Source organism: Zobellia roscoffensis, assembly GCF_015330165.1.
In the GTDB taxonomy this organism is placed as follows: Bacteria; Bacteroidota; Bacteroidia; order Flavobacteriales; family Flavobacteriaceae; genus Zobellia; species Zobellia roscoffensis.
Window position 1 is genome coordinate 4,374,024 of sequence record NZ_JADDXT010000002.1, and the last position, 13,614, is coordinate 4,387,637.

The 13,614-nt window shown below is 36.6% G+C and carries 10 protein-coding genes; 3 read left to right on the forward strand and 7 right to left on the reverse strand.

The window, feature by feature from the left end:
- Positions 1-380: 380 nt before the first annotated feature.
- Genes IWC72_RS17810 through pxpA form a run of 3 tightly spaced genes read right to left on the reverse strand, consistent with a single transcriptional unit; the run spans position 381 to position 2,699 of the window.
- Complete coding sequence (locus tag IWC72_RS17810) at positions 381-1,229, reverse strand: 5-oxoprolinase subunit C family protein (RefSeq protein WP_194527524.1); 849 nt, start codon at positions 1,227-1,229, stop codon at positions 381-383.
- Positions 1,222-1,959, reverse strand: coding sequence for a 5-oxoprolinase subunit PxpB (gene pxpB, locus IWC72_RS17815; RefSeq protein WP_194527525.1), 738 nt, complete (start codon positions 1,957-1,959; stop codon positions 1,222-1,224). Before pxpB ends, IWC72_RS17810 begins: the two co-directional genes overlap by 8 nt.
- Positions 1,956-2,699, reverse strand: coding sequence for a 5-oxoprolinase subunit PxpA (gene pxpA, locus IWC72_RS17820; protein WP_194527526.1), 744 nt, complete (start codon positions 2,697-2,699; stop codon positions 1,956-1,958). Before pxpA ends, pxpB begins: the two co-directional genes overlap by 4 nt.
- Positions 2,700-2,980: 281 nt before the next feature.
- On the opposite strand from pxpA, the gene IWC72_RS17825 reads away from it, so the two are divergent.
- Together IWC72_RS17825 and IWC72_RS17830 are read left to right on the forward strand one after the other, a co-directional pair.
- Entirely contained in the window at positions 2,981-3,424 is a 444-nt protein-coding gene (locus IWC72_RS17825; protein WP_194527527.1) for a hypothetical protein, read from the forward strand.
- An 18-nt stretch (positions 3,425-3,442) separates the two neighbouring features.
- Complete coding sequence (locus tag IWC72_RS17830; protein ID WP_194527528.1) at positions 3,443-4,006, forward strand: hypothetical protein; 564 nt, start codon at positions 3,443-3,445, stop codon at positions 4,004-4,006.
- A gap of 819 nt (positions 4,007-4,825) precedes the next feature.
- Here IWC72_RS17830 and IWC72_RS17835 read toward each other — a convergent pair.
- Positions 4,826-6,361: a YifB family Mg chelatase-like AAA ATPase gene (locus IWC72_RS17835; RefSeq protein WP_194527529.1), complete on the reverse strand. Its 1,536-nt coding sequence runs from the start codon at positions 6,359-6,361 to the stop codon at positions 4,826-4,828.
- 63 nt (positions 6,362-6,424) lie between these two features.
- Complete coding sequence (locus tag IWC72_RS17840; RefSeq protein WP_194530715.1) at positions 6,425-8,818, reverse strand: penicillin acylase family protein; 2,394 nt, start codon at positions 8,816-8,818, stop codon at positions 6,425-6,427.
- A 209-nt stretch (positions 8,819-9,027) separates the two neighbouring features.
- On the opposite strand from IWC72_RS17840, the gene IWC72_RS17845 reads away from it, so the two are divergent.
- On the forward strand, positions 9,028-10,242 hold the full coding sequence (locus tag IWC72_RS17845) for a hypothetical protein (protein WP_194530716.1): 1,215 nt from the start codon (positions 9,028-9,030) through the stop codon (positions 10,240-10,242).
- Between the two features lie 59 nt (positions 10,243-10,301).
- On the opposite strand, the gene IWC72_RS17850 is transcribed toward IWC72_RS17845, so the two are convergent.
- Both IWC72_RS17850 and tilS read right to left on the reverse strand, forming a co-directional pair.
- Entirely contained in the window at positions 10,302-12,269 is a 1,968-nt protein-coding gene (locus IWC72_RS17850) for a protein-disulfide reductase DsbD family protein (RefSeq protein ID WP_194530717.1), read from the reverse strand.
- Positions 12,269-13,528, reverse strand: a complete 1,260-nt coding sequence (tilS, locus tag IWC72_RS17855; RefSeq protein WP_226979627.1) for a tRNA lysidine(34) synthetase TilS — start codon at positions 13,526-13,528, stop codon at positions 12,269-12,271. The genes IWC72_RS17850 and tilS overlap by 1 nt, the downstream gene beginning before the upstream one ends.
- Between the last annotated feature and the right edge of the window lie 86 nt (positions 13,529-13,614).

The following is a 13,614-nucleotide window of genomic DNA, read 5'->3' on the forward strand; positions in this document are numbered from 1 at the left end:
ACTCAAAGGTATTCTTTTCTTAATTTCAACATTTTAAGTGTGGCTTTCCTATCTAAATCCAATAGCTTAAAAAATTATATAAAATACTAATTTTCAATATTTTAACTAGTAAATTTTATCATATTCAATTCACACTAATTGAACCGAATTTCTTTACAATAATGGGCAAATCAGAATTTTCCTTGCACCACAATCCGAAAAACAAAAAAAGGCCTATATCAAATAAATTAGATACAGGCCTTTCTAAACAATGAAAAACTGCATCACTCCCTTTTGAGAATGACCTTCACCACTATGATAGCACGTGTGTTTGTTTTCATTAGAACAATATTAGACAAAATGTTAGTGTATACCAATAAATTATTCGCAGAAATTCTTGATTATAATTGTGAATTCAATTTAAAACGAACCTCATCACCATATTTTTTCTGGGCAAGTACAGAAATTGCCCTATCCGACAGTTGTAAAATACGCGGATACCCCCCTGTGGTCTGACCATCTTTCATTAAAACAATCAATTTACCAGATGGAGTTAACTGCACCGTTCCAGGAAGCGTAGCAGATGTAATCATAGAAATTTGGAGTCCTTCTATTTTTTCTTCAAGCTGATAGGCCATTCTATTATTTTCATTAGATATACTGAATTTCTTTCCAAACAACATTTCCAATTGTTTATCCGAAAGATTTTCATACTCAGGTCCATGACCCACTTTCAATTCTATTTCATCTAAAAAGGAATCTACTATTAACTTGCTGATTTTTGGCTCAAAATACGAACACACATCATACGCCAATTCATCACCATCCACTAAGTGGTTCTTTTTTGTTACCGATGAGAAAAATGAACGACTCCCTAAGACCAAAGGTGCTTTAAAGCCCCCTTTTACAGCTAGATAGTTTCTGAAACCTTTTTTAAGCTTCCCATAAGAGAGGATATCTCCTTTATTCACCTTTATCACCTCATAATTAGCAATAGGCTCATTATTTAACGTAGCAGAAAGCAAAGCCCCTCCCATGCTAATATACGTTTCCTCTTCAAACAGCAAGGTTGGTCCCGTCATAGTTATTTCTAATACTGCGGCATGGGCATCATTATCCAAAAGCTGGTTGGCTTTCTTTGCAGAAAAACCATCCATAAAACCTGCAACAGGAACACCTTTGTTTAAATAACCGTACCTACCAATATCTTGTACAGCTGTAAAAAGACCTGATTTGAGCACCTTAAGCATCTAATACTATTTTTTCCAGTTTGTAAATACCTACTTCACTTTCAATTTTACGCAAATCAAACTCGGCCCTTGTAATCTTGTAGAATTGTACTTGGTCTCCAACACTTACAAAACATGGTTCTTCTGCTTTAGGGTCAAACATAGGCACAGAACAATTTCCTATTATATTCCACCCGCCAGGTGATTCCTGAGGATAAACGCCGGTTTGCTTCCCTGCTAAACCAACGGCGCCACTCAAAACCTTAGAACGCGGCTCCTCCCTTCTATTAAATTGTAATTCTTCTGGAACCCCACCTAGATATGTAAACCCCGGTAAGAAACCTATACCGAACACCGTATACACCTGAGATGTATGTAGCTCGATTATCTCCTTTATACTTTTTCCTGATTTTTGAGAAATTTCATTTAAGTCAATCCCAAAATCCTCATCATAGCACACGGGCAAACGCCACAACACCTTTTGACGTTTCACCACCTTAATATCTTCCTTATACCAATTAAGGAGTTTAGTCTTTAATTCTTTAAAATTAATTGGTTCTTCCCTATAGATAAGCGTGACTGAATTATATGCGGGTACAATTTCCCATTCCTCATTCTTTAAACAACATTTTTTAAGATACTGGGTAAATTGCAATATATCTTCTAAAATAGCCACATCTACCCTGCCCGGCCACTCTAATAGAATAGCATGAATCCCAAAAGGACGTATGGAAATAGAATAATTATTCACTTTTTTATAAAAATATTATGGTTTGGTAATTCTTGAGTAAGATACAATACTATTTCTAATGCCAAAGGTGTATCTCCATGAATACAAAAGGTATCTCCTAAAATTGAAACTACTTCTCCACTAACGGTCTTCACTCTATTGTAATTTACCATTTCTATCACATGCTTTAAAACTTGTCGTTTATCTATTATAAGGGCCTTACTTTCTTTTCTGGGCACCAGACTTAAATTGGCCTGATAATTGCGATCAGCAAATACTTCATATTGTATTTTGTAATCTTCCCGCAATGCTTCCTTTGCTATTTCTGAAGCATATGGCACATAAATACAAATATCTTTCCTGTACTCTTCAATAGACTCTAAGAAACAAAGTGCCAAAGAAGTATTCTTAGCTATGTCATTATACAGAGCTCCATGTGGTTTTATATGATGAAGTTTTACTCCTTCTTTCCTCATCACCTCAACTAAGTTTTTTACTTGCTCCCGTATACTCGTAATAAGTTCTTTTGAATCAATCTCCATAGAAAATCTTCCAAAATTGACTTTATCAGGGTATGAAGGGTGAGCTCCCATTAATACTTTGTTCGCTTTTGCCAACTGCACTACATGACTCATTGTCCTCCTATCACCCGCATGACCTCCACAAGCTATATTACAGGAAGAAAGCAAAGGCAGTAGTAGTTTTTCGTTGCCAATACCCTCCCCAACATCACAGTTCAAATCAATATAGTTACCCTTCATCTTAAAATTTAAATTTCTAAAATACTCATTAACTTTTAGACTTTTTGTGAGAAAACACCTTGTCTTAACCAAGAATAGACCCAATAAACCATCTCTCGTAAGCCCTCGTTTCACCACAGTTTTAACATTTTTTAATGCCGTTTATCTAAAAAATTGCAGTTCATCTAAAACTAGGGTGCTGTATGTCGAATCTTTATAATATCCAGAAAATTTACGGGTTATTATTATCCCAAATCGAACTTCCCCCCTCATTTTAACAGGGGCCAAATTGACCTACTGAAATGAATTGTTTAGAATGTAATAAAGAACTTGGTTATACGGACCACAAACATTCAATGGACACCTTAGGTGTTGAATTATGTAGTGAACATAGACCAAGAATGCTAAAGTTAATAGAGATTAACAAAACCCCTCGTGAAGCTATACAACTATATTATGGTTTAAAGGAAGCAGGCATTCCTTCTATGTTGGAATGGTGGGATGGCTCAAAATCTATAGACATAGCTATCTCTAGAGTAAAACTTAATATTGAAGTAGATACTGAGTACCACATGATGACTCATGAACAAGCTATAAATGACCTTGAAGAAGCCATGCATTCTTTCAAGAATGGCTTTACCACTATAAGAATACCTCACGTTCTTATAAAATATTATCTTAAAGAAACCGTTACAAATATTCTAGGGATAATGGAAGGCTTGCGTGTACATATCAAAGCGATATAAACTTAAAACCTTATTGCCATGTCAAATATTACAAAGATTTTAAAGACTCCGTTGAGAATTTCAATCGCAATTTTGTTGTTGGGCATGTTATCACGTATTTTTCATTGGGCGTATGCCACAGAAACTATTTTTATAGCATTTACGGCTATTCTTGTGCTATATACTATCCGTTTCTGGAAAAAGGACACCAAACTCTTTATTGACATTGTTAAAATGGTAATGGTAACAAGTTGGGCTCTTAATGGGCTTTTTAGGGTAGTAGACTTACCTTTTACCCTGTTATTTCAAATTCTTATCGCCATTTCTTTTATTACTTGGTTCATCATGGAAGGCACAGCCTACTTTTTGGACGAGGACCGTAGACAAAAAAATAACATGGCCCGTGTACTATGGAATTTAGCTATGGTAATAGGTGCTTTGGCTATTATTGCCGGAAGCCTTTTAAACATGCTGAATGCATCCTATGCTATTCCTCTTCTTGCTATAGGTATAACCATCATAGTTGCCTATATCTTAAAAGATGTCTTTGCTGCCAGCAAGAAAGGAAAAGAAGACCACGGAAACGGGGAGTTCCAGTTATAAGTATTACCCCTCATACACACTTAAAATAAAAGGCTACCCCTGCAAAAAGCTATTCTAGGTACTTAATACGTACAACCATATAAATTCCTACAATTCAACTTCAGCGCTCTTAGCTGCCTATACAAGTAACAACGCTAACGTACTTAATCCAACCCTACACCTCCTACACTAATTTTAACGCTAGACGAACTGTTTTAAAAGGCTGTTCAGGCGATTTTTGACCTTTTCCTTTCGTAGAACTATAACTACTGCTTACCGACGTTCTGGTTTTCAATCGAATTTAATGCCCTTTGCACGATATATACCGGTATCAACATCATAGAATTACGTTTTATATATAAACCATTTACTATGAAAGAAAAAACTACACTTAACGATTATCTTGTTTATGCCTTTTGCGCCTTTTGTTTTTTATGGTCGCTGTATGTTATATTTTTCACAATAGTACCCTGACCCCAATAAATGCAGACATCAGAATACCTTTATCAAAGCTGAACGTTTATCTGACAAAGGAACGCATCAATAAATACCCCAAAATTCAGGGAACTTTTACCCAAAAATTGTGGGGTTTTTCTTTGCTTTATTATGCGTGTATACTTTTACATTTGTGAAGGAACAACAGATAATCATTTTATGAAAACAAGAGACAAACTCACCTACGCCTATGTTGCATTCAATGTAATTTTTATAATCGCGATGGCGATTTTTCTTTACAACAATTCTCCATTTTAGGATTGTCAAAATTTCAAACTTAGATTACCTGGCCCCTTTCTTTAGTATAAGTTAGGGGCTTTTTTATGGCTTAACTCCCAGAAATCACTACCCCAACCAACCCTCTCTATCCAAGCTGCGGTATTGTATAGCTTCAGCAATATGAGTTCCATTTACCGCCTCCACACCTGCTAAATCCGCAATAGTGCGTCCTACTTTTAAAATACGGTCATAGGCACGTGCAGACAAATTCAGTCGCTCCATAGCATTCTTCAATAATTCTTTTGAAGCTTCATCCAACTTACAGAATTCCCGTATCTGTTTTGTATTCATTTGTGCATTATAATGAACACTTGGAAGCTCTTCAAAGCGTTTGGTCTGAAGTTCTCTTGCCGCTGTAACCCGTTTTCTAATATCCACACTACTCTCTCCTTTTCTATCTTCTGACAATTTCTCAAAAGGAACCGGAGTCACTTCAATATGAATATCAATACGATCCAACAAGGGCCCGGAAATCTTACTTAAATACCGTTGCATTTCAGCCGGAGAGGAAGTCACTGGAGCATCTGGATCATTAAAATAGCCACCCGGACTAGGGTTCATACTCGCCACCAACATAAAACTACTGGGGTATGTAACCGTAAAACGCGCACGTGCTATGGTCACCTCTCGGTCTTCCATAGGCTGGCGCATTACTTCTAATACTCTTCTTTCAAATTCTGGTAGTTCATCTAAAAATAGGACACCATTATGTGATAATGAAATTTCACCTGGTTGTGGATAGCTTCCTCCACCGACGAGTGCAGCAGAACTTATAGTGTGATGAGGATTTCTAAACGGACGCTGACTCATAAGTCCCATGTTCTTTATCTTTCCAACCACACTATGAATTTTTGTGGTCTCCAAAGCCTCATGCAGAGTCATAGGCGGTAAAATTGATGGCAACCGTTTGGCGAGCATTGTTTTTCCCGCTCCGGGAGGTCCCACCAAAATAATATTATGACCGCCTGCCGCAGCGATTTCCATAGAACGCTTTATACTCTCTTGTCCTTTTACATCTGCAAAATCGAATTCAGGAAAATCCAATGTCTTATAAAACTCTTCTCGCGTGTTGATAATAGTTTGTTCTAACGGAGTTCCTTTATCAAAAAACTCGATAACCTCACTTATATTCTCAACTCCGTAGACTTTTAAGTCAGACACAATAGCAGCTTCCTTTGCATTTTCCTTCGGAAGAATAAAACCTTCAAAACCCTCTTCTTTTGCTTTAATTGCAATTGGTAATCCTCCTTTTATAGGATGAAGACTTCCATCTAACGAAAGCTCACCCATTATAATATATTTTTCTACGTTCTCTGATTTAATCTGACCTGATGCCGTTAGAATACCAATGGCCAGAGTCAGGTCATATGCGGAACCTTCTTTTCGTAAGTCCGCCGGAGCAAGATTCAAGGTGATTTTCTTGCCCGGAATCTTATACCCATTATTTAAAAGTGCTGCTGCAATACGATAGTTACTTTCTTTTATGGCATTATCAGGTAGACCTACCAAGTGGTATCCAACTCCTTTATCAACATTTACTTCGCATGTTATAGTAGTTGCATCTACTCCAAAAACGGCACTTCCAAAAACTTTGGTGAGCATATTTATTTGCTATTTAGTATACTATGGTTAGTTTTTTATTTAAATATATTTCAATCTGCATCCCTAATTATCAGGCTTTAAAGTAAGTTGTGATTTTGAAGTTGATACTATCTCTTCTTTATTAAGCATCATCTTACGGAACTCTCCATTCACGTACATTCCTGCCTGGTCTTTATAATGCTCACTAAATGGATTGCCTGACTGGCCCGTTGGTAAAATACTTATACCATTTTCCACATCAGAAAAATCAATTACCCTGCGAGTGGAAGGTCCCGAGCTAACTTTATAAACCCCATCTTCCGTATACGGAAAATATAAATTATTTATAACCTCACGCGTTCCGTTTACCCCAAATGGCCCCACGTTAAAAAATGACCTAAGCGCCTCAATTTGACCAATAGGATGACCATGCTCTATGGTATGAACTCTACCCCAAACCCATGAAGCACTATCTTCTCCTAAAGTTGTTTCTAAATTTTGTAATGCTTCCCGAAATGAAACATTGACTATATCAGTTTGACTTTCTGCAATATTCAACGTGCTAATATCATCCCACCAAATGGAATTTTCATTAGCAAAAATAGGAGCCATGGTACGCTTTATTAGGTGCGTATTCATTATTTCTTCAAAAAGAATATCTCCCAATTCATCTTTAAAAATGTGTTTTAAAATACAATACATCCATTTATGATAAACAGTAGCCTCTATACTTGTCTTCGGGTAATCTCCTCTCCATTGTTTTAAAGCATCTAAAATTTTCAGTTGCCCCGTACTCAGGCCATCTATTTTTAGTTTACTAAGGAGCATGGTTACAATTTCAACATTGACCGGAGAGGTATTGTCATTAATCATATGACCAACAGCTTCCTTATCCCAATCACCTTTACTTTCTAAAAGTTGAAAGATTCGTCTAGCCCTATTCTCAGGAAGATAATAACCAGGATACAACATTCCTGCAATAGAATCTGGTTGATTATTTGCTGAATAAACATAATGCCAAGGTGGATTAATAGTATGGGGGTTTTCACTAAAATCTAAATATTCCTTTTCTACAGGAAGCCCCTTACCTTCTTCACTCACAAATTTTGTATGTATACTGTCCGGAATCGTATACAACTTAGCCGCAGCCCAATAGGCCACATTATCTTCTGCATCCCCATAAACAATACCTAAACCAGGTGCATGAAGCCCTTCTAAAGCTTTTTTAAATTCACCTAGGCCATTTGCGTAAGACATATTATGCAAACTATTCAATAATTGATTTTCCACCTTGGTAAATACCCACCACATAGAAACAGGTCGTTCTCCGGTAACCTGATCTGCAATACCATTTAAAACAGGGCCATGATGTGTTTTTTTATAGGAAAAATGGATATCGTCTGAATCTTTGACTTTTATAGTTTTAGATATTATCTCATAATCTTTCCATTCATCCCCCTTTTTATACTTTCTTGGGTCCGTTGGATGTGTTTTTTCGTAATAAAAATCAACATCGTCATTCTCAAACATGGTCATACCATAAGCTAACTTCCTATTGTGCCCTAAAACAGGATACGGCACACCTGCTAAATGATACCCGTACTTCTCATAACTAGGCGTACTTACATGAGCTTCATACCACACGGAAGGCTGAGAAAACCCTATGTGAGGGTCATTTGCAAAAATGACTTTTCCATTTTTGGTCTTTTCTGCTGCTATTGCCCAACCATTGCTCCCTTCAAAAAGAGGAATTGATAATTTTTCCAAAGAAGACATCACCTCGGAAATTGATTTTTGTATAGAATCCGCTCGATTACGGGGATAGTTCTTTATCCATAGTGTAGTTGTATCACTATCTATTTCTAAATCCTTTAAATACTCAAAACCCAATTTATCTTTTATCCTACTCAACAAAGGATCCGTTTTATGCGCCATAGCAAAACTGAAAGCCATATAGCCCAAAGTATTGTACACATCTTTTAAAACAAACGGTTTCTTTTCTGTACCAGTAAGGTAAAACTCTACAGGCGTAGGGCCTTCGTCAATGAACTGGTTAATTCCATCTAAATAAGCCAATGACAATTGAACCGACTCATCATTGCTGTTTACTTTAGCTATGGTTTCTGAGGAATAATCATCTACGCCCAATGCCAAGAAAAACTTATCCGTTCCCAGTAAATCTTTTCCAAAAACTTCCGCAAGTCTACCGCTGCCGATACGACGCAACAACTCCATTTGCCAAAGCCTATCCTGCGCATGAACATAACCAAGCGCCTTAAAAGCATCTGCATCATTTTCCGCATAAATATGTGGAATTCCGTAAGTGTCGTAATAAACCTGTACTTCCTCAGAAAGACCCCGAAGTTTTGTTTCACCGTCGTAGTCAGGTTTCAAATGATATGTAAAACTGCCAATAGCCACTGCCAGTACACCAATAAGAGCAAGCAACCCCCACCCCAATCGCTTAAATCTATTCATTTAAGTCAAAGTTTTGATGTAATATAAGAATTATTTATAAGGCGATTAAAATTGATAGATGAATGGTAATTAATTACATAAGTTCGATCACAAAAATATAAAAATTGTAGTTTTTTGAATTTAAAAAAGTAAGAAAAAACTGTTTTATTTTTAGGTTTAAGAGTGTTATTATCTTTATTTTTAGTTAAAATAATCTTAATAGAACCTATATGAAAAATGCTTACCACAAAATGGCTGGAATTATTTTCAGTGCAAGCCTTGTTCTCGTCTCATGTACTAAAGATGAATTTGAGGTTGGAAATGAAGAAGGCTTAACGCCTTTGACTTCAAAAATTAATATCCATTCTACAAACATGGATTTTAAGGTGCCATCCTTGATTAAAAAGCTGCCTGAAAAGTCAATGTTCCATGACGTTCCCTTTAATTTATCTTCTATTGTAGAACCAAGCAAATGCACCTTAACACCATTAGATGATGTTGTAGCCGCTTCAGTCTCTAGTAACCTTGACTCTATTGGGCTTGAATGGTATGATCTCTATGCTGAAATGAATTTTCTTTCCACCATCACGGATGACAGTCAGCAATATTTTGGCGCAGATGGAGAAGACACTCAAAAAGTAAAAAATATTACCAGAAGTCTTGAAAGGTTTTGGTTTATGCCTCACGAAGTAGAGGTACGCGGACAACACAAAAGCACCTTAGAAGATTATGATAAAATTGTTGATATTTTAAGCTTCTGGTACGAAATGCCCGCCTCAGAAGCTAATGCATTTGCCTATTATTTCACTGAATTTGTTAATACAGAAAGTACCTTTCTTACAGAAACACCTCTAATTGCTTCTGATGGATTTGCTATTGCCTTGGATGGTCAGTTTGGGCAGAATGACCTAATTGTTATTGGAGACGGAATAGTAGACTTATTAGAGCAGACAGGAATAAGAAGAGGTGTAATTTGGAACGGCATCATGGCTCACGAATGGGCACACCAAATTCAATTTAACAATCAAGACAAGTGGTATCCAAACGGCGCTGCAGATAATGCTCCGGAAGCCACAAGAACAACTGAATTAGAAGCCGATTTCTTTACAGGTTACTATGTAACCCATAAAAGAGGTGGTACCCAAAACTGGAGACGAACTCAGCAATTTCTTGAACTTTTCTTTAATATTGGTGATTGTAGCTTTACAAGTGATGGTCACCATGGTACACCGCTACAACGTATGGAAGCTGCAAGAAGAGGCTATTTATTAGCTAGAAATATGCAGAGAAAGGGTATGGTCTTAAATGCCAATCAAGTTCATAAAAGGTTTTTGAATAAACTAGATAAAATTCTTGGCGAGGAACCGTTAAGAGTTATTGAAACTACTGATGATGAAATTGAAGATGAATTTAAATTGGATGTTCAGCCTGATGCGTTGCAATAGGTTATAAAAGCAAAAAAAAAGGAGTTTCAAAATATTTTGGAACTCCTTTTTTTTGACCTCTACTTGCTTTTATAATTTTCTAATCCCTCTTTTAACCATTCCCTATACACATCACTATCGGTATACTGTACGGCATTGTTCAAGATTTCCAAGTCAGGAGACATTAATACATAATATGGCTGAGAAGCCGCATTAAAATTAATGGTCTGAAAAGTGCCCCATTTCTGACCTATCGTTTCAATATGTTTTACACGACCGGTATCATATTTAAAATCGAATTGTTCCGTTTCCGGTAGCTCTTTTCTATCATCTACATACAACGAAATAAGCACATAATCTTCTTTTAGAATAGAATAAACATCTGGTTCGCTCCAAACGTTTTCTTCCATCTTTCTGCAGTTAACGCAAGCCCAGCCCGTAAAATCCAATAGAATTGGTTTATTCACTTTTTTTGCATGCGCCACCCCTATATCAAAATCTTTATAACAATCTATTCCCAACGGACAATCACTTTCGGTTTCAAAAACACTGTAAAATGCCGGTGGTGGAAAACCACTGAGCATCTTAAGGTTGGAAACTCCCAAAAGCCCCAAAAGAATATAAATTGAAAAACCAGCACTCACTATGCCCGTAGCCTTACGACCTAATGACAGTTTTTGTTTTGGACCATCATGAGGGAATCTAAAAATTCCAAAAAGGTACAAGGTCAACAGTACGAATAATACAATCCATATGACCAAGAAAATTTCACGTTTAAGTATTCCCCAATTACCCACCAGGTCTGCATTGGACAAGAATTTAAGCGCTAACGCTAATTCCAGAAAACCAAGTACCACCTTTACTGTTGTCATCCAACCTCCAGATTTTGGGAGCGAATTTAACCACGCAGGGAACAATGCAAAAAGAGCAAATGGCAATGCTAAGGCAACACCAAACCCGGTCATACCCGCAGAAAGGTTCATTGCTACATCACCTTCTTCCAAAACCGTACTTCCCAAAAGACCTCCCAAAATAGGTCCCGTACATGAAAATGAAACAATAGCCAAGGTAACGGCCATAAAGAAAATACCGATTACACCTCCTATTTTAGAAGAAGCAGCATCCATTTTATTCGCCCAAGAACTCGGTAAAGTCAGTTCGTAATACCCGAAAAACGAAAACGAAAAGAACACAAAAATTAAGAAGAAAGCAATATTCAACCAGATGTTCGTAGCAATGGTATTCAATATTTGCGAGTCAACGGAGTCAAAAATGTGAAACGGCAGACTTAATAAAAAGTATATCAAAACAATAAAGAAACCGTACAACAGGGCATTTATGATTCCTTTTGATTTTTTCTGAGAATGCTTGGTAAAAAAAGATACCGTAAGGGGAATCATAGGAAAAACACAAGGGGTTAGCAATGCTATTAATCCACCTAGGAAACCTAAACCAAAAATCATCCAAAGGCCGGAACTTGCCTCACCTACCTCATGAGTAGTTCCTAAAAGTTCTTTGTTCTTCAAATCTATTTTTAAAGCCGAGCTTAGGGCTTTACTATGTTCATCTATAGTTTTCTCTTCCTGTACAGCGTCTCCCCCGTCAAGAACAAAACTAAAATCTTTGTCTACCGGAATACAAACCTCTTTACAAACCTGGTAAAAAAAGTTAATATCTATCTGATTTATATCTTGCTTCAGCAGTCGTATTTTCTGAGTAAAAATGGCCGTTTCCTTAAAAAAAGTTTCATCTACCTCAAAAATATCACTGTACTCAACAATGGTTTCGCTCTCTAAAGTTTCACCAACAAGCTCATACCCTTCGCCTACATTTTTATAATTGAACTCACTGGGCAAAGAACCACCTTCTGAAGTAAATTGAGAGTACACATGCCAACCTTCAGCTATAACTCCCTTAAGTATCAACTCATAATCCGTATCGCTTATTTTCTTAACTTCTTGCGACCAAACCACCGGATTCTCATCATCCTGAGAAAACACACTTAAAAAGCTAAAAAACAACGAAATAAATACTATTATATGCTTCATTAATTTAATGTGAATTTTAAAATTTCACTTGTACTTTCGGTCACCTTAAAGCGTTCATCCGCTCGCCTGCCAATTACCCAAACGACTTCACCGGCAGAGCAGAGCAACCACTGGCGCTCTTTGGAAACCACATCTATTTTTTCATCTTTAAAAAACTTGGATAGCTTTTTTCTACCCTGCATCCCTAAAGGGTAAAAGTAGTCGCCTTTTTCCCATTTCCTTATCGTCAATGGATACTTTAACGCTTTTTTATCTACGTAAAGTGTATTTGTATTTAAAGACGATAAATGTTTTACTGATTCTATTTTGAGTGGAACCGGTTCAGAAACTTGAATCTGATCCTCTTTTATTTGATAGGCAACATCTATTTCTTTCTTAATTTCAGTCAAGAGAAGAAAATCTCTGTCTTTTACCAATCGATGTGTTTTAGAATGTATTTCCTTGCCGCTCATGGCCAATAATAGATTCTCTGCATCGTTCCACTCCGTAAATCCATATTCCTTAAATAAAGCATGTAAATAAGCCGATACAGGCTTTAATTCTAACAATTCGCTGATCGGAATACGTATGACCCCATCTTTTTCTTGAAACAAGCTGAACTTTAATTCAGCAATATGTTTCTCAATAATTACTGCACTATCAGAAAGATAATCTTGTGTTTTTGTAAAATTCTTTAAAAAGGAAGGATTCAAATCTTTTAAAAGCGGTACAATCTCATGCCGAATTTTATTCCGCAGATATTTGGTATCCGCATTACTGGCATCTTCTCGCCATTGTAAATTCTGAGCCTCTGCGTACGCTAAAACTTGACTTCTAGAAAACCGAAGAAGCGGTCTTGAAATGGTATCGGTTTTTTCGGGAATTCCAGATAAGCCATCTATACCTGTACCTCTGGAAAGGTTAATTAAAAATGTCTCAACACTGTCATCTACATGGTGCGCCGTAACCAAGGTTTTGATATCATTTTCTTGCATAATTTTTGAAAACCAATCATATCTTAGCTCCCTTGCACCTACCTGAACCGATACTTTATTTTTTTCAACATAACCAATTGTATTAAAATTAGTTGTGTAAAATTTTTTACCACTTAAAGAAGACAGTTTTCTAACAAACTCTTCATCGCCATTACTTGCTTCACCCCTTAAGTTAAAGTTGCAATGTGCTATGGCAAAATCCAGTTTAGACTTACTGCAAAGATCTACCAAAACAGTACTATCCAAGCCTCCACTGCAAGCAAGTAAAAATTTACTTTTGAGCAAGTTTTTAAAATTTGTTTCAATATGTTTTTGGAACTCTTCTAGCACATCACAAAGGTAATCAAGAATTATAATTTAGAAGTAGAAAC